Origin of the sequence: Marinomonas spartinae, assembly GCF_900089775.1 — a bacterium.
GTDB lineage: Bacteria > Pseudomonadota > Gammaproteobacteria > Pseudomonadales > Marinomonadaceae > Marinomonas > Marinomonas spartinae.
In genome coordinates this window covers 123,041-141,093 of sequence record NZ_FLOB01000006.1, presented here as the reverse complement: position 1 = coordinate 141,093, position 18,053 = coordinate 123,041, and the positions used below count along the sequence as shown (strand labels likewise).

The 18,053-nt window shown below is 44.8% G+C and carries 18 protein-coding genes; 1 reads left to right on the top strand and 17 read right to left on the bottom strand.

The window, feature by feature from the left end; translation table 11 throughout:
- Nucleotides 1–139: 139 nt before the first annotated feature.
- The 4 genes from MSP8886_RS13750 to hrpA form a co-directional block, all read right to left on the bottom strand.
- Nucleotides 140–397, bottom strand: coding sequence for a hypothetical protein (locus MSP8886_RS13750; RefSeq protein WP_067017376.1), 258 nt, complete (start codon nucleotides 395–397; stop codon nucleotides 140–142).
- A 280-nt stretch (nucleotides 398–677) separates the two neighbouring features.
- Nucleotides 678–1,178: a hypothetical protein gene (locus MSP8886_RS13740; RefSeq protein ID WP_139063147.1), complete on the bottom strand. Its 501-nt coding sequence runs from the start codon at nucleotides 1,176–1,178 to the stop codon at nucleotides 678–680.
- 610 nt (nucleotides 1,179–1,788) lie between these two features.
- A complete protein-coding gene (locus MSP8886_RS13730) occupies nucleotides 1,789–2,838 on the bottom strand; it encodes an MlaA family lipoprotein (protein ID WP_067017367.1) in 1,050 nt (349 codons plus the stop codon).
- Nucleotides 2,839–2,847: 9 nt separating this feature from the next.
- Nucleotides 2,848–6,723, bottom strand: coding sequence for an ATP-dependent RNA helicase HrpA (gene hrpA, locus MSP8886_RS13725; protein WP_067017365.1), 3,876 nt, complete (start codon nucleotides 6,721–6,723; stop codon nucleotides 2,848–2,850).
- A gap of 210 nt (nucleotides 6,724–6,933) precedes the next feature.
- Between hrpA and cysK the strand changes: the two genes are divergently transcribed.
- Nucleotides 6,934–7,899, top strand: a complete 966-nt coding sequence (cysK, locus tag MSP8886_RS13720) for a cysteine synthase A (RefSeq protein ID WP_067017363.1) — start codon at nucleotides 6,934–6,936, stop codon at nucleotides 7,897–7,899.
- A 112-nt stretch (nucleotides 7,900–8,011) separates the two neighbouring features.
- Here cysK and MSP8886_RS13715 read toward each other — a convergent pair whose 3' ends face one another.
- From MSP8886_RS13715 to dnaX, 13 genes are all read right to left on the bottom strand, one after another.
- Complete coding sequence (locus tag MSP8886_RS13715) at nucleotides 8,012–8,260, bottom strand: hypothetical protein (protein ID WP_067017361.1); 249 nt, start codon at nucleotides 8,258–8,260, stop codon at nucleotides 8,012–8,014.
- 5 nt (nucleotides 8,261–8,265) lie between these two features.
- Nucleotides 8,266–8,871, bottom strand: a complete 606-nt coding sequence (gene cyaB, locus MSP8886_RS13710) for a class IV adenylate cyclase (RefSeq protein WP_067017359.1) — start codon at nucleotides 8,869–8,871, stop codon at nucleotides 8,266–8,268.
- A gap of 448 nt (nucleotides 8,872–9,319) precedes the next feature.
- Nucleotides 9,320–9,580, bottom strand: a complete 261-nt coding sequence (locus tag MSP8886_RS13705; protein WP_067017357.1) for a type II toxin-antitoxin system RelE family toxin — start codon at nucleotides 9,578–9,580, stop codon at nucleotides 9,320–9,322.
- Nucleotides 9,552–9,731 (bottom strand): hypothetical protein, encoded by a 180-nt coding sequence (locus MSP8886_RS22360; protein ID WP_067017355.1) that lies wholly within the window; start codon nucleotides 9,729–9,731, stop codon nucleotides 9,552–9,554. Before MSP8886_RS22360 ends, MSP8886_RS13705 begins: the two co-directional genes overlap by 29 nt.
- A gap of 2 nt (nucleotides 9,732–9,733) precedes the next feature.
- A complete protein-coding gene (locus MSP8886_RS13695; protein ID WP_067017353.1) occupies nucleotides 9,734–10,000 on the bottom strand; it encodes a hypothetical protein in 267 nt (88 codons plus the stop codon).
- 87 nt (nucleotides 10,001–10,087) lie between these two features.
- Nucleotides 10,088–10,870, bottom strand: a complete 783-nt coding sequence (locus MSP8886_RS13690) for a class II glutamine amidotransferase (protein WP_067017351.1) — start codon at nucleotides 10,868–10,870, stop codon at nucleotides 10,088–10,090.
- The gene (locus MSP8886_RS13685; protein ID WP_067017350.1) at nucleotides 10,863–12,737 is read right to left on the bottom strand and encodes a vWA domain-containing protein; all 1,875 of its coding nucleotides are present in this window, start codon (nucleotides 12,735–12,737) and stop codon (nucleotides 10,863–10,865) included. Before MSP8886_RS13685 ends, MSP8886_RS13690 begins: the two co-directional genes overlap by 8 nt.
- A 179-nt stretch (nucleotides 12,738–12,916) precedes the next feature.
- The gene (locus MSP8886_RS13680; RefSeq protein WP_083200958.1) at nucleotides 12,917–13,396 is read right to left on the bottom strand and encodes a YcgN family cysteine cluster protein; all 480 of its coding nucleotides are present in this window, start codon (nucleotides 13,394–13,396) and stop codon (nucleotides 12,917–12,919) included.
- Nucleotides 13,397–13,398: 2 nt separating this feature from the next.
- Complete coding sequence (locus MSP8886_RS13675) at nucleotides 13,399–13,692, bottom strand: YcgL domain-containing protein (RefSeq protein WP_067017349.1); 294 nt, start codon at nucleotides 13,690–13,692, stop codon at nucleotides 13,399–13,401.
- A gap of 13 nt (nucleotides 13,693–13,705) precedes the next feature.
- Nucleotides 13,706–14,854: a ribonuclease D gene (rnd, locus tag MSP8886_RS13670; RefSeq protein WP_067017348.1), complete on the bottom strand. Its 1,149-nt coding sequence runs from the start codon at nucleotides 14,852–14,854 to the stop codon at nucleotides 13,706–13,708.
- 1 nt (nucleotide 14,855) lies between these two features.
- Complete coding sequence (gene recR / locus MSP8886_RS13665; protein ID WP_067017343.1) at nucleotides 14,856–15,449, bottom strand: recombination mediator RecR; 594 nt, start codon at nucleotides 15,447–15,449, stop codon at nucleotides 14,856–14,858.
- 9 nt (nucleotides 15,450–15,458) lie between these two features.
- Nucleotides 15,459–15,785 carry a YbaB/EbfC family nucleoid-associated protein gene (locus tag MSP8886_RS13660; RefSeq protein WP_067017341.1) on the bottom strand — a complete coding sequence of 109 codons (327 nt, stop codon included), beginning with the start codon at nucleotides 15,783–15,785 and terminating at the stop codon, nucleotides 15,459–15,461.
- A gap of 12 nt (nucleotides 15,786–15,797) precedes the next feature.
- The gene (gene dnaX / locus MSP8886_RS13655) at nucleotides 15,798–18,041 is read right to left on the bottom strand and encodes a DNA polymerase III subunit gamma/tau (protein WP_067017339.1); all 2,244 of its coding nucleotides are present in this window, start codon (nucleotides 18,039–18,041) and stop codon (nucleotides 15,798–15,800) included.
- Between the last annotated feature and the right edge of the window lie 12 nt (nucleotides 18,042–18,053).

The following is an 18,053-nucleotide window of genomic DNA, read 5'->3' as shown; positions in this document are numbered from 1 at the left end:
AAGCAAAGATGGCGCCCTCTATATTGGAACGGATTCAGGCATGTTATTAGAAGTCACGCCTCTACAATGATTCAGACCAATAAGCGTTTATCATTGTGTTTTACTGAAATACTTTAATAGGCCAGCACTTTGTAGAAGCTTACTGCTTTTTACCTTCTAAATACTTTGCCACATCAACCACTTGCTCAAAGGTTCCGGTTGTCAGCCTAGCTTGTACACCTTTATCATAACAATAGGCTTCTTTTTTAGACCAAGCGGTCGATATCTTTTCACCAAATAACAGCGTATCATATGGACAAGAGGAATAGCCATTCGCTTTAGCCGCAATTGGCCATGCAGTAATATCTAAAACAAATACAATACCCATTATAATAAACGTACCAACAAGAAATAACACTAGTTTTTCTTTAAAAATTTTAAAGATTTTTTTTCAAATGTTGTAAGTAGAATATGATTAATGGCGCTTATTACTATAATCCACATAAACACGAAACCTGGTAGAATTATTATCTCTCCACTAGTATGCACCACAACAGGGTATTTACTGTAAGGATATAATACCTCTTGAATAAGCTCATTAAATGTATCATCCATAGACCATGAAAAAAATAGGGCCATTATGAAAAAAGCAATAAGAGACCATATATATTTCGAATCAACTTTATGTTGCTTACTTTTCAAAACACCAACCCCTGACTAACAACGTTATTATAAAAAAGACCTATTTTATTTACATCAACTCTGGCTAAAGAAATGACTTCTCTAGCAGAGTTAAAAGAAACTTTATAAGTTTCATCTGCTAATTTAGAGGTCTTTTTATCTATATGGTTTAAAGCTTTTATTACCGAATCCGTGATATGATAATTGCCATCGAGCTTGTTTAATTCATAACCAACATATAACCCTGTACCTATAACAACAATAACCTCAACTATTGCTAAGGAAAAAACACTTACTAATGTGCCAGCTATAAGTGTAGCAGCAATACTTATCGCTGCTTTAACAATATCGGTACTAACCGTTCCTAGCCAGTTCGTCCAACGATAGTTATCTTTAAAAATCCAGTTTATCATATCAAGCGTAATAGAAAAGAAGACAGCAATGTAAAAGCCACCTATTGCACCACTTTTCACCCCCTCTTTACCAATACCAATTTCTATCATTTTAGTATGATTCAAAAGCTATCTTGATCTTCTGATAATATTTCTCAATCTAGGGTTTCCTTTAAAGGTGACATACTCCCTACCATTTCTAATGATAATGTCATATCTACCAAGAATATTACCGGATCGTTTAAAATCATTAATAAGAGGGATTAAATAAGAGCTATCTTTAATTGCTGAGCCATAATTCGCAGTAAACGATAAGATACTATCAGTAACAGACAAGCCAGTTAAGCTGGAGAGCTTCTCTTTGATTTGCGTTTCTGTTTTTCCAAGAATTTCTGAGTTTCAACCCAAAGGCAGGTGAACTCTTCTTTTGTGATCGAAAAGGCATCACAACGATTTTGTTTGAAATCTTTTTCTAAGCGAGATTTAAATCTTTGGCGTGCAATAACATCTTGGGGGCGTTGGTTTAGAAATGGTCCAGGCATTTACATCATCCTTTTTGATAGCATATTCCATTGGGTGGGGTATTTAGAACTTTAAGATAAAATACCAGAACGCCGCAGACAAGAGCATCAAGTTTATAGGTTTTGTAAAGTCACATGCACATTTAAGGCGTCTCTAACGGACTAACCATCAGGTAGAGACACCTCTGCTCAGTATGAAAACACTTCAAAACTACTTATTTTTGCGTGTTTTTTGAACTATCCGTATTTTGCGGGATGGTTTTTTGAGTACTATCAGTCTTTGTTGGCGAAGTACTTTGTTTATCAACCTTAACCTTGGGTTCTACTGGTTGATTTGAGGTCGTTTCCGCTGCAGCTGATTTTGCTGGCACTGGATCTCCCCAGCTATCGGTCGCTTGAGGTTTTGCAGGGACTGGATCCCCCCAGCTATCCGTTGCTTGAGGCTTAGCTGGAATAGGATCGCCCCAGCTATCTGTTGCTTGAGGCTCAGAAGAACTCGAATCGCCCCAACTATCGGTCGAAGAATCCTCACCCCAACTGTCTGTTGCCTGAGGCTTCGAGTTTTTCGGCGGATTGCCATCGTATACTTGATGATCTCGAGATTGGAAATACACATCACGTACAAAGGTATAGGGATCGCCCACAATCAAGTTTTCAGCCCCTAATAAGCTGGCTCGCTTATTAATCGCCTGTAAACCTAATAAGCCCCAACGCTGGTCACGGTTCAAACCTACTTCGTCTTGAGGACGGTAATCACTATAGTCAACGACCATACCGCTGGCATCTCGCACGGTGGATGGTCCAAAGAAAGGTAAAACGAGATAGGGGCCACTAGGAACCCCCCAGTATCCTAAGGTTTGGCCGAAGTCTTCATCATACTGGCGAAGTCCCAACGCGCTAGCAACATCGAACAGGCCAAAAATACCAATCGTACTGTTAATCACAAAGCGCCAGGTCGACGCCACAAACCCATTTTTCTTACCTTGCAAAGCGTTGTTGGTAATGTTCGAGACTTCACCAAGGTTAGAAAAAAAGTTACTCACTCCTCGCTGTACAACCACAGGCGTATAGTCCACATAGCCTCTAGCAACAGGTTTAAAGAAATGGGTATCAAGGGTGGTATTAAAGTTAAATACCTTACGGTTCCAACTTTCCCATGGATCCTGCTTGCTTTCATCTGTGGCCGCAGCAAAGGCAGCTTGCGAGAAAACCAAAAGGCAAGCGAGCAATACGCCGCCCACTCGTTGTAAAAGTGAATTTGTCATTAACCTTTCCTAAACCAGTTTTTTAACTTCTTGCCATTGTTTACTAAGCCGTTTATCCGAAATGGGCTCCAGCGTCCCTACCGATTGTGCAAAAAACGAAATACGGTATTCTTCTAACATCCAGCGATATTTAACCAGCTCAGGGTCATATAACGCTTTTTCATCATGGGCTTTCTTTTGTTTAATATAGGTTTGCCATAGCCCCTCTAATTGAGACACGTAACTGTTCTCTTTATTCAAATGATTTTGGAAGCGCTCTAAGCGCACTTCGATTCCTTTAAAATAGCGAGGCAGTTGGCCCAACCAAAATAAGGGTGTATTCCCGATAAAACCGGGATAGACCAAGTTTTCGAGCTGCAGTTTAATGTCACCATAGACCCTTGTCCACGGTAATGGAATATTGCCTTTCATTTTCTTGGCAACTCCTTGGTAAGATGACAACACTCTATACAGTTGATTCGCCATTTCATTGCCGACGCTGACCAATTGCTGTTTGTTATCGGCAATGCATGTTTCAAAGTCACTCTTACGCCGCGGCAGTGTTCGACCATCTAAAAACACTTTATCCAGAATGGCGTTGAGTAGATCGTCTAATAGCAGCTCTTTTTTACCAATGGGTGCAAAAATCAACATGGACTCTTTTAGCTTAGGCAAATTCTTTTGCAAATAGCGCACGTCTTTGTACAAAGTGAGCTTGAGTAACGTAATCACCCCTTTGCGATGGGTTTCGACCGCCGTTTGCTGATCGTCAAACATTTTCAGCGCCACACTTTCCCCTTGAGGCACCAAGGCAGGAAAGGCGGTAACTTTAATCCCCGCCTGCTGGATCTCTTGTCGTTCAGGGATATCTTGATCAGGCCAATGGGTTAAATTCTCTTGCTCGTGCTGTTTGGTACCGAACTTAGCAAAACTTTCTTCTACCAAATCACCAAATTTCGTTTGCAGCTGCGCGAGGTCTTTGCCTATACCAAGCACTTTCCCCCGCTCATCGACCACTTCCAAGTTCAAGGTTAAGTGTGTGTCCAGCTTATCCGAATTCCACTCATTAAGGGGAATGTCAATCAAGGTTTCACGTTTTATCTGCAAACTGAGCTGTTCTAGCAAATCTCCCTTATCTTTAGACAAATTGGGATAAATTCGTTCGACAAATTGTGGAATGGGGACAAATCGTCGACGCAAGGCTTTTGGCAGCGCTCTCAAAAGGGCTTCGCAGCGCTCTTTGATAAAACCAGGCACCGCCCAACCTAGATCCTCTAAACTTAACTGACGTAATAAACCAACGGGCACTTTTAGTGTGGCGCCATCGGTTTTTTGGCCCGGTTCAAAGCGATAATCAATCGGTAAGGCCACGCCATTAAGACCATAAGAATCTGGGAACGCCATATCATCAACGTTCACATCCTGATTAATCAGATCCTCACGGGTCATCACCAAGGCCTCAGGCGAGGTTTTTGCAAAGTACTCCAAGCCTTTTTGGTTATAAATATCTTTGGGGATGCGTTGATCATAAAACTGAAAAACGGCTTCATCGTCCACCAGAATATCGCGAGTTCTCAGTTTGGCCTCTTGTGTTTCTAACTGCTCAACTAACGCCTTATTTTTTCGATAAAAGGCTTGTTTGGAGCGCATCTCGCCTTCTACCAAGCCTTGTCTGATCAAAATTTCACGGGCCTCTGGCTGATTAACACGACCGTAATCAACACGACGCTTGGCAACAATAATCAGCCCGTATAACGACACCTGCTCACTGGCCATCACTCGGCCTTGGTTACGCTCAAAATGGGGATCAAAATATTGGCGCTTCACAAAAGGCTCTGCATACTCTTCGATCCAAGCGGGATCAATACGCGCCGATACGCGAGCATATAACTTACTGGTTTCGACCAACTCCGCTGCCATGATCCATTGCGGTGGCTTTTTAAACAACATGGAACCAGGAAAAATCGACACTTTCCGGGAACGACAGCCAAGCATTTCTTTACTGTCATCCATTTTGTTCGCCACCTGAGTAAACAAACCCGCTAATAAAGAACGGTGGATGGCTTCGTAATTTCGATTCTCATGGCTGACTTCTTTAAAGCCCAATTGCTTGCAGGCGATAATGATCTGACGGTGAATATCGCGCCATTCACGCATTCGCAAAAAGTTCAAAAATTGCTTACGGCAATACTGACGTAGTTGATTTTGTGAGAGGGCTTGACGTTGCTCCTCATAGCGCTCCCAGAGATTCAAGAACACGACAAAATCCGAGTCTTCATCTTTGTCTTGAGCGTGCGCTTGATCCGATTGCGTTTTTTTATCTTGCGGACGTTCTCTCGGGTCTGGTATCGATAAAGCACTGACGATCACCGAGACTTCTTTGAGCACCGAATGCTGCTGAGCGGCAATCAAAATTCGTCCTAGTTTGGGATCAATCGGCAGCTTAGCAAGCTGACGACCAATAGGCGTCATTTTATCGCCTTTGATCGCTCCCAGTTCGGTCAACGCACGATAACCATCGTTAATCATGCGTTTTTCTGGCATTTCAACAAAGGGAAATTTATCCACTGCACCAAGGCGTAAATTCGCCATTTGCAAAATGACTGAGGCCAAATTGGTACGGAAAATTTCCGGGTCGGTAAACTCTGCACGAGTAGCAAAGTCAGCTTCGTCATATAAGCGAATACAAATACCATCCGCAACACGACCACAACGCCCTGCTCGCTGATTCGCACTGGCCTGACTGATTTTCTCAATGGGTAATTGCTGTACTTTTGAACGCACACTGTAGCGGCTAATGCGCGCTAAACCTGGGTCGATCACATAACGAATACCTGGTACGGTCAAAGAGGTTTCCGCCACGTTGGTGGATAACACCACTCGACGCCCAGAATGGGACTTAAATATGCGCTGTTGTTCGCTCACACTCAAACGCGCATACAAAGGTAAAACTTCCGTATTGCGTAGCTCAGCGCGGCGCAAAATCTCTGCGGTTTCCCGAATTTCACGTTCACCCGGTAAAAATACCAAGATATCGCCAGCCCCTCGATAACCGGATTGACGCTCTTCTTGAATTAAACTCTCCACCGCATCAAGAATGCCCTGCTCCATACTCTGGTCTTCGTCTAACTCTTCTGAGTCGGATTTGCTCAACAAAGGCTGATAACGGATTTCTACCGGATAAGTCCGGCCTGACACTTCAATAATCGGCGCGTTATTAAAATGCTTGGAGAAGCGTTCCACATCAATCGTGGCAGAGGTCACAATGACCTTAAGGTCAGGACGCTGAGCCAGCACACGCTTAAGATAGCCCAACAAAAAATCAATGTTTAAGCTTCGCTCGTGGGCTTCGTCTATGATGATGGTATCGTAGCGGTAAAGCAGGCGATCTTGTTGGATTTCTGCCAACAAAATACCGTCTGTCATTAATTTAATCAGGGTTTTATCATTGCTCTCATCGTTGAAGCGTACCTGAAAACCAACTTGCTCACCCAAGGAGACTTGCATTTCATCACTGATACGCTGCGCCACACTGCGTGCTGCAATACGCCTTGGTTGTGTGTGTCCAATCAAGCCCGCAATGCCGCGCCCAGCCTGTAAACACATTTTAGGAAGCTGCGTGGTTTTACCGGAGCCCGTTTCCCCTGCAATAATAACCACCTGGTTATTCTGGATCGCTTCAATAATCTCTTCAGAACGCGCCGCCACGGGCAAGGATTCGTCATAGGTGACCTTCGGTAAAGCAGCCATGCGAGCTTGGTATAGGGTTTCTGACTGCTCAATCATGGTATTCAATTCAGCTTGCATCCGGTCAAAAGGCAAACCGTCCTTTTGGCGCTTTAAAAGCTGAGCGTGTTTTTGATCAATAAGATGACGATCACGCGTCATTACGTCATTTGTCGGCATGATAAGTAAACTAGTATCCTTTTGCTGGGCGCAGATAATAATTTGCAAAGCAACAAAGCTTGCAAAAACAGTGAATAAGGCGCGCCGTTTCTATCTATATAGTTGTAAATTCTAACATCAATCGCTAAGTAAGGGTTATAGTGAACAGAGTTAAGGGCACATCTATTACGGTGTCACATCCATAACCAGATCAACGAATAAGGAAGCATCATGTCTCAACAAGTATACGACGATAATTCATTGACTATTGGTAACACCCCACTCGTTCGTCTCAACCATATTGGTAAGGGTAATATTTGGGCGAAACTAGAGTCTCGCAACCCTGCTTTCTCGGTAAAATGCCGTATTGGTGCGAACATGGTGTGGGATGCTGAAAAAAAAGGCATTTTAACCAAAGGCAAATCCATCGTTGAGGCGTCCAGTGGTAACACAGGGATCGCATTGTGCTTTGTTGCTGCCTCGCGCGGTTATCCTATTACCATCACCATGCCATCCAGCATGAGCGTTGAGCGCCGCCAAGTAATGAAAGCATTAGGGGCGACCATCGTCCTGACTGAGCCCGCCAAAGGCATGAAAGGCGCCATCGAAAAAGCCGAAGAAATTGCACAGGACGACAACTTCGTCCTACTAAAACAATTTGAAAACCCTGCCAACCCAGAAATTCACGAGAAAACCACTGGACCAGAAATCTGGGAAGACACCAATGGCGACATCGATGTTTTTGTGGCCGGTGTAGGCACAGGCGGTACCATTACAGGGGTCACACGCTATATTAAGAAAGTCCAAGATAAGCCCATTACCAGCGTTGCAGTTGAACCAGCTAGCTCGCCTGTTATCAGTCAAACCCTTCATGGTGTCACGCCGACACCAGCGCCTCACAAAATCCAAGGCATTGGTGCGGGCTTTATTCCCAAAAACTTAGATCTTTCTTTGGTAGATCGTGTTGAGCAAGTCGAAAACGACGACGCCATTCAAATGGCACGTCGCTTGATGCGAGAAGAAGGTATATTGTGTGGTATTTCTTGCGGTGCTGCTGTGGTCGCTGCAGAACGCCTGAGCAAACTGGACGAATTTGCTGATAAAAAGATTGTCGTGATACTGCCTGATTCCGGTGAACGTTACCTTTCTACTGCCCTTTTCGAAGGCGAATTCACTGACAATGAATTGGTTCAATAATCGCTAACCGTCATACCCCCTCCCAGCCTCCCCCTTGACAAGGGGGAGGGGCAAACAGTTCCCTCCTCTATATCTTTCAAGGGGAGGGCTAGGGAGGGGTTACTGTCTCCTGTTAATGTGGCTTTTTAAGGCCGTAGCGAACCATATCCTTACCGTTTTCAAATACCTCATTGGTTACCCAACGCCCCAACACCAGCTGCTGATTATCATCCAGCACGGCCACAAATGGACGACCGTTCGCGTTGTTAGTCGCCAAAGCAACCCCCGCCGCATTCTCAAGCGCTAAACCGCCCGATTCAACCAAACGTAAAAACGCCTCAAGCTCATCTAAGGTTTCGATTACATCATTATCATTAATCATTATTACTACTCTATAACATCAATCATGGCACTAGCATAACAGCTATGGCCGCCGTGATTAAGTGCGGCTTTTTCCGTAAACATCTGCTTGTAAGATTTGGTTTGTAAAGCCTCTTTGGTTAAGCCAAATTGCTGCGCCAGTGCTTCGAGCTGAGATTTATAAACTGGCAACTTTGACTCATCGTCTGTCATAATGGCAAATTCCGCAAAATCCCCGATACCCGCTAATGAATCCACCGTAATATGAAACGCTTCGACAAAGTAAATACTGCGAGTTTTCTGGGCTTTTAACACAACCTCAAAGCCCATGGTTTCCAACATGCTGATGGCATTTGAGGCATTTGTAATATTGGTGGCTTCACACCTATCGGGCTCTGGCCCTTTAACAATCCATAACTTAATGCCGGACGGCTCCATGGTACGGATGCAGATACTTTTATTATCCGCTTCTAACGACTTATCAGGTCGATCAAAATACCAGTCACTTTCAATATTGTCTTGCAGCATAACGTCATGATGAATGCCACTCAATGTCTTTAGAAATTCAGCTTTTGAGTGTAAGCAGAACTTTAGCTCCACTTCATACTTACCTTGGAAATGCTTGTTTGTCATATAGTGTTTTCGCCCTACAATCAGGATCTTCTGAAGTGTTTTGTTTTTCCGCAATAAATGGCTAGCTCTGGTCGATATTTTTTAACAGCGAAAGCAATCATCCACTACACAGATTAATTTATAGAGGAACGATTTTTGATGCGCTTGTTAAGTGCGGATTAATCCAGGAAGTTCTTTCATTGAATGGAAGCTAACAACTGACAAAATTAACCCGCTCAGCAAAACGGAACTGAACTCGCAAGCACCAAGCTAATCAGAAGATCTGCAACACCAAACAACCCCATCCCTCCCCCTAAAAAAGGACAAAAAACCTAGATTATGCAGTATCTGACAGGTCGTTAGGTTTGATCTGACTAACCACTTCCCAACCTTTAAACACGCACAATTCCCCTTCTAGCATTTGCTGCCACGTTTCATCATGTTTTTTTAATGTCCTTGTTATTAAGGTCTATCTTTGATATACGGATTGTCTATGACCAACCTTAATAACCAAAATAATCATTTCTGCACCATGAACCTCGTAAATAACTCTATAGTCTGCGACACGAATGCGGTATTGATTAATTTGCCCCTTAAGCTTCTTAACTCCTATAGGCATAGGGTTAACAGCCAACTCTTTAATGGCGTTAACAATCTTTTTTTGATAGGGGGAAGATACCTTTTTTAATTCCTTCTGGGCTTTACTTGCGATTTTGACTGCGTAAGTCATTACCAATTCCCTCTTTTTGAACAAATTCATCAAAATCCATGATGTTTTTCTCATCTAGCGATTCAAGTTTTGCAAGTGTCGCGTCTCTTTTATCTTGCTCTTCTTCGCCTTTAATATTGTAGTCTGTGTCATTTTTATAATGTATAGGCATCGTCACTTATCCTCATTTAGGAAGTCATCAATAGACTTGGCAGATTCAAGTTCTTTTGCACTATCAAATCCAGTAAGGGACTCAGAATCCTGCTTATCTTCATCTTCCTCAATTTTTTTTAGAAAGTAAGCATATGCTGCTGGAGTAATAATGACTGAAGAAAGATCTCCATTTTTGTCATAAATCCCGATATCCTCAGACAGTGGATTTTTCTCGTTTATCAGTTGAATAGTCTCTTTAGGAAGGCTATCCAGTTCTACTCGTCTCATACATATCTCCTTCGTTGTATGGTAACCCCATCTTAGTCCTTCAACATAAGGGAAAGACATTTAAAAATTTGTTTCTTTACCCCTGCATCAATACGGTTTGATCTGACTAACCACTTCACCACCTTTAAACACGCATAATTCCCCTTCTAGCATTTGTTGCCAAGTTTCATCATGGGTTAAGGGTTGTGTGGCGATCACGGTAACAACGTCTTTGTCCGTGGTAACCTCTTTAAAATCAACAATCACATCTTCATCGGATAGGGTCGCTTTTCTAAACGGAGCTCGTCGAGTGATCCAGTGTAGCTTCGTGGTACAAAAGCAATATAGCCGCACACCATCAGACAGCATCATATTAAAAACACCTTTGTCTTTAAGCTGTGAGGCAAGTTCAAAGATGGCGACACTTAATACATCCAGTGCTGGCTCAGTATCGCCAAATTGCTGGGAAAGCTGTTCTACAATCCAACAAAAGGCTCGCTCTGAGTCGGTATTGCCAAGGGGTTGATGAATGCCAACGGGTAAGCCTTGGAAACCCTCTAATTGTCCATTGTGAGCATAGGACCATGCTTTCCCCCATAAGATACGGCAAAAAGGATGGGTATTGGGCAAACTCACCATGCCCACGTTCGCTTGACGAATGTGGCTGATAACGATGTCACACTTAAGCGACGTTTTACTCATCACTTCTGCCATGTCTGAATCGGCACTAGGGCGCGGATCATGAATGGACCAGACTTGTCCATCCCGATACATTGCCATGCCCCAGCCGTCTTTATGGGGCCCCGTTCGACCACCCCGAGCACGTAAGCCAGAAAAACTAAAACAAATGTCCGTTGGGACATTGGCACTCATGCCTAATAACTCACACATCGTCTAGATCATCATCCTGGAAATCGTCATAGCGGTTGCGACGACGGCTACGTCGAATGACGAAAACTATCACCGCTAATAATAAGACAACCCCACCTGCAATACCTAAGTAGAGTAGCAAACTGTCTGCACCAAAGGTTTCTGCATCTTGTGCACTGTCATCCCCTTGGTTATTACCGCCTGTATCATTGGCCGCTTGTTGATTATTCCCTGTCGGAGTATTGCCTACTAATTCAACATTCGGCTCAACCAAAACAGGCGCCACATTTTGCTCAGACTCAACTGAAACGGTCGAGGTTGGAGGCGTAGACGAAGCAATACTGCCCTTTTCCACATAAACAGGGTCTGACCCATTACGATGAATGGTCCAAGTGGGCGTCCAGTACTCAATACGCGCACCAGACTGGGTAATGCCCATTAACCTTGCTCGCGCCTTGATGCTGGAATTGGTTGCGACAGGAATCACTTTATTCCAATCACCGTCCTTCAATTTAGCCATTTGATCAAATTGCTTGGTGCCATCCGTGAACGTTAACTCCAAACGCACATTGGAACGTTTAATATCCAGTTTGCCATTTGAGGGGGAAGCAGAAACCGTCACTAGGCTATCGCTGCTGCTTTTGATCGTAAAATTAATAGGCGGGCGAACTGTAAAGTATTGGCTCATTTTACGATCGAGATTTTTTCCGAGAAAGTCGGTTGTCAAAACATACTCACCCGGTTGTGTCAGACCTTCTATACGATTTTTAAAGCGACCTTTTAAGGCGTCTAAATCCGTCTTAACAATAACGTCTTTACTGCTACCGGTCAGGCGAGTTAAAACCTGCTCAACATCCCCTTCAGGAATTTGCGCACCTTTTAAAGCCTGATTATCTCGGAACAAAGACACCGTTGAATGAATGGGCTCGTTAACAAAGGTTACGGGAGCGATTTTGGTCACTCTTAAATTCAAATCCGAGATAGCACGCACTTTCACACGGGACAAATTCACATCATCCACATGCCACTCACCTGCAGCGGGATTAGTAATGGTAATCACCGTAAAGTGAGGCCCCTCGCTCACCGAAACATCGGAATGGTTTGATAACACTAAATTCTTACCATTGGGCTGCACAATCGTTGGCAAAGCACCCGCTTCGTGCAGCGACTCAATGGAAATTTGACTGACAGATGGATCCACTTTGAAGTGGTCATCTACGAGCGGTAGCTCTTGATAAGGCATGCTTTGCGAAAAAATACGATCAAACGCATCCAGCATATCTTCGGGCACAGCGGCTTCTGTATGGGTCGCGTTGGTTCTAAAAGACAAGTGATTCAATAACGCTCTATCAGAATACCCCGTTAGAGAAATGGTATGAAGATGAATACCTCGCTCTTCTAGCTGTTTTGTTATCCCTGTCCAAATACGTTGACGGGACGCTTGGTTCACACTTTCATCCAAGCTTAAATCGACATTACCATCGGTTATTAAAATCCAATCTTGCCGGAACCCAGGTTTGAGTGAGCCTGCAGCGGGCGTCTTCAATAAAAGATTGAGAATCGACTCCACATCCGTTTTTAAATCTTGTGTCACATAGCTTTTAAGATAATTCGCCAATTTAATCCGACTGGCTTCCGTCACATCAGATTCAGGAAACAAGACCCTTGGCTGCTCGCCAAAAAGCCAAACACCAATCGTTGCTTTACCTTCTGGTGCAAGTTGAGATAAAAGCTGAATTGCTTCAGGGGTAATTCTGTCGGGGTCGCTGGTTTGCATGCTACCAGAGGCGTCAACCAGAACACGAAACTGTGTCTCTGCCTGACTAAAAGAAGACCACGTCGAGACAACAACAAGAGTCAATACTGCATAGACTTTAAACCATTTCACGTCTGATAACTCCTAAGCATGAACACAATAAACGTATCATTTCGCTGAGTCGCTGATCTCAAAAACAGAACTGATTAAACCGTACTAGCAAGTTGTGACTAGATCACATATAACCAAGTCAGTGTACGAATCGAACAGCACTAAGACACTGCGTGCCAGCATACAGTGAGCCGCCACCATCAGGCGACATCATAAGGTTTCGGCATACCATGGACCCATTTAATCGCATGGGTTTCCCACTCATCTTCTTCTACCTTATTCTCACTGATCGCATAATCACGAACAGTCAGTCCTTGGCGCAACATCTCACGATGACTTCCTACCACCAAGGGATGCCAATTCGGCAAATCCCCTGTTTCTTTTAATACTCGATAGCTACAAGTATCTGGCAGCCAATCGAACTCGTCAATTTGTTCCGGCGTCAAGGTAATGCAAGAGGCCACTTTCTCTTGTCGAGTGGCATAGACTGTGCACTGACACTGGCCAATATCAAGCTGTTCACAAGCCAAATTGGTATACACAACTTCGCCGCTGTCCTCATCTTCTAACTTTTGCAGACAACATTTACCACACCCATCGCATAAGGATTCCCATTCGTCTTTAGACATATCAAACAACGAAGTGGTTCGCCAAAATGGCTCATAACGCTTGGCAATCATAGTTAATAAACCGCCTCTGTCGGCGTCTTATACAAATCCAATAAATAGTCTTCTTTCGCTGGTGGCAGCTGTAAATAGAAGCCCTTTTCCTTAATGTCTTTAATGACGCTCTCAGCATTGGCTCGTGCCAATTTACTTTCTTTGGTCAAGAGCATCGTCATGGCACTGATGCCTGAACCAAAACGCGTCATTAGATCCTCTGGAATCTCTTTTAAGCCAACGCGTTTTTCCACATACAAGTACATGCCATCCTTTTTAGAGGAGCGAAATACTTCAACGATCAAGTGCTGTTTCATAGTGTTCTCAAGGTTACGGTTTTTCGGATTTAAAACGTTCTAGAATTGGATTAATAATCGCCTCACGACGCCATCCGGTCATCGCAGGATTGTGCCAATCAATTGGTGTTCCATCAAACAAGTGACGCACAATAGGATCCAACAATTTTCGTTTCATCATCGCTTCTGGCGCAATCTGTAACTCTGTGGCTCGTTCTCGTACAAAGGCCTTAATCTCCTTGGTCAGCTCACCAGCTTGAGAAGGCAGCGGCACCTCTAAAGGCAATTGGAGCTCGTCACTGGAAAGGCTTTTCACCATAGCGACTTTTTTGAGAATCTCCTCGCCATAGAGTCGATGTTGTCGCCCAGTCAACTCTTCCGTATTGGCGATCGCCTTATGGTGATCGGGTAAATTTTTCCCCAACGCCCACAAGGTTCTGTCTTTCAGAATCTGACCTTTAGGAATATCTTCTTTACGTGCCTGTTCATCTCGCCATATATACAATAAGCGCAGTAACGTTAACCCTTCAGGCGAAAGACGCCAAGCGGCTTTAATACCGTCCCAGTTTTGCTCAGGATCGGCGTTCATTTGGTATTGCCATTTCAAGGATTCACAATCCTCAAGCACCCAATCAAGCATATTTTTTTCTTGCAAACGAGCCACTTGTAAAGGATAGACCTCGGCCAAATACACAACATCCAACGCCGCATAACGTTTTTGAGCCTCCGTCAATGGCCGCTGAATCCAGTCAGAACGAGTCTCATCTTTTGCCACTTCAATTTGCAAATATTCTTGGATCAACCTCACATAGCTAAGAGACCATTGCCCTCCCGCATAGGCTTCACCAATTTGTGTATCGTAAAACGGTGCAGGCAAAACGCCTAATAGACGATCAAACACATCTAAATCTTCAGAGCAGGCATGAAACACCTTCATGACAGACGGATTGACCATCAATTCCCGCAAAGGTTCCCACGCATCAATCGTGAGCGGATCGATCAGTACCGCCTTATCCCCTTCACTGATTTGGATAAGTCCTGTTATGGGAAAGTATGTCGTACGACGGATAAATTCCGTATCCACAGCAATAACAGGCAACTCAGTCCAATACTGGCACCATGATGCCAGCGACTCATTGTCATCCACCCAGATAATATTTAAAGCGTGTTCTTGGTTATCCATGCTAGAGTTTTTTCCTACCCTCTAGCGCCAAAGCCAGAGTGTTGCCATCCACGTATTCCAGTTCACCCCCCATAGGCACACCATGGGCAATACGGCTAACGTTGATGTTTTTGGATTTAAGTTTTTCAGCGATGTAATGACAGGTTGCTTCGCCTTCGACCGTTGAATTGGTTGCGATAATCGCTTCTTCCACTTGATTGTATTCGACCATTTTTTCCAGGTGCTCAAGCCCCAGCTCTTCCGGCCCAATACCATCAATGGGAGACAAATGCCCAAGTAAGACAAAATAGCGACCATCAAACGTACCTGCCGACTCAATCGCAATCACATCGGCTGGTGTTTCCACTATACACAGCCTTGTTGCATCACGCTCTTCATCACGACAAATACTGCACTCGGACTCTTCAGTTAAGGTACGGCAGCTAGAACAGCGGCCGACCTTATCCAAAGCGTTACGTAGTGCACTTGCTAACCTATCCGCCCCTTGATGCTCTCGCTCCAAAAGATATAACGCCATCTTTTGAGCCGATTTGGGACCAACACCGGGCAAACACCGGAGCGACTCAATCAGCTCTTTAATTAAGGGACTAAACAAGCGCTTCTCCTAGAACGGCATTTTGAAACCAGGTGGAAGAGACATGCCAGCCGTCGCCGCTTCCATTTTTTCTTTTTGACCCACTTCGATTTTACGAACAGCGTCGTTCATCGCAGCCGCCACCAAATCTTCTAGCATTTCTTTGTCGTCTTCAAACAAAGAGTCGTCAATGGAAACACGTTTGACATCATGACGGCCCGTCATAACCACTTTTACAAGACCTGCACCTGCTTGGCCTTCAACTTCCATATTGGCCACTTCTTCTTGGGCTTTTTGCATATTTTCCTGCATTTTCTGCGCTTGGCGCATCATGTTACCCATTCCACCTTTAAACATAGTCGTCTCCAATTAAGCTTTCACTTTAACAGTATCATAAATCAGTTGTGCGCCCATCGTCTGCGATAAAGCTTGCACAACTGGGTGCGAATTAAGATGATCAATCGCCACTTGCAACGCTTCCGCGCGCTTGCTGGCGGCAAACTCCTCAGCGGTAACGCCCCTTGTATCTTCAACCGTATCGATGATCAAAGGTACGTGCAGAGAGAAAAAGTCGCTTAAGGCGCCTTGTATTTGCTCATAACGTGTTTGGTTCAACATATGGCCATACTCTAATGGCACCTCCAAACGAACCCCTTGCTCGCTTGCGTCAACCAAACTCGAATTCATTAATATATTTTGTACTAGCCCCGTTAATGGCAACCTAGGGGCCACCAGCCACCAAAGCTCCATAGTAAGATCTTGATAGTGGGCAATTTCAGGCAACGGCATCCCCAATGCTGGCTGAGACACTGTATCCTGCTTTCTGTGAGCAGGCACATTGGCCTCGACTTCTTCCGGAGCGGCCTCTTCCTCAGTAGAAGGCTCATCACTATCTGAATGACCAAGGGCTTCAACCAAATCCGCCGCCGGATTAAAAGGATCAGACACATCGGCAATGGCTCGTTCCTCTGCCTCTTCTTCATCCTCTTCGTCGTCCTCATCCTCTTCTATAGCGGCGGCTTTTACTTTTTCAACGACCGCTTCAATATGTTTGCTCGATGGCGGTATGACATCTTGCGGCTGACTTTCATCTGTCCTACTTTCCTGCTCTGGCTCCGTTACGGGTTCAGAGGAGGAATCTGTTTTTATTTGAGCGCGCTCATTGGTCGTATTATCCGCAGCGGATAGCGGCGAAACCTCATCATCTTGTGAGGCTTGCGGGACCATCGGCCCCAGTTCAGGAGAATCTTCCCAAGGGGGACGCTCAGATTCAGGTACTGACTCTCTGATAGGATTGGACAACTCAGCGTCGTCTCTAGCCGATTCAAAACTGTCTTCGGTCAATTCAGGGCTATTTCCAGTCAACTCAGCTCTGTCTTCAGTTTGTACAGTACTCTGTTCAGACAATTCAGCCTCTGGAGAGACTGACGAATGTGCTTGAGTCGGCCCATCGGCAACGGCTGTCGGCTGGCCAACCTCTGTCTGGTACGATTGCGGTGGCGTGGCATGACTCACCCTCATCGGGGGGGCCGGACGAAAAGCGATCAAGCGGAGCATCAACATCTCAAAGCCAGAACGTGCCGTGTGCGCCAAATGTAAATCACGACGACCGATCAATAAACTTTGATACATCATCTGAATTTCTTCAGCGCTCACTGTCGCGGCGATATGTTGGATACGAGCAAGGTCGCCCAACTGATCCAACAAGGCACCTGGCACTTGCTGCTCAATCGCCACTCGGTGCAAGACGTCCAGCAAACTGCCACAAATGGCGGAAAAATCCGGTTGATAATCGGCAAGCAATTCCACTCGTTGTAACACGTCAGCGGCATTCTTAGCGGCCACACTTTCCAGCAAATCCATCACTTGGGACTGATTCACCAACCCTAACATGGCCGTTACACCGGTTTCCGTAATCGTGCCGTTACCAAAGGCAATGGCTTGATCCGTCAAACTTAGCGCATCACGCATACTGCCGTTCGCGGCTTGACCGATTTGCCATAACGCAGGCATATCAAAGGAAACTTGTTCGGAATTCAGCACCGTTTGTAGATAGTCCACCACTCGCTGTGGCGACATATTTTTCAGGTTGAACTGCAAACAGCGCGACAAAATCGTCACTGGAAGCTTTTGTGGATCCGTCGTCGCTAATAAGAATTTAACATGTGGCGGCGGCTCTTCCAGGGTTTTTAACAAGGCGTTAAAAGAATGGGTCGATAGCATGTGCACTTCGTCGATCAAATAGACTTTAAAGCGGCCACGAGTGGGCGCATATTGCACATTTTCCAGAAGTTCGCGGGTATCTTCGACCTTGGTTCGAGACGCCGCATCAACCTCAATCAAATCGACAAAACGCCCTTCGGCAATTTCGACACAACTGTCACAGGTGCCACAAGGCTCAGGGGAAATACCATGGGTTTCGCAGTTTAAGCATTTAGCAAAAATACGGGCGATGGTGGTTTTCCCCACACCGCGTGTACCACTAAATAAATAAGCGTGATGAAGACGCTGCTGGCGCAAAGCATTGACCAATGCTTGAAGGACATGGTCTTGCCCAGCCATTTCAAGAAACGTCTGCGGACGCCATTTACGTGCTAAAACTTGATAACTCATGATAGATACTGG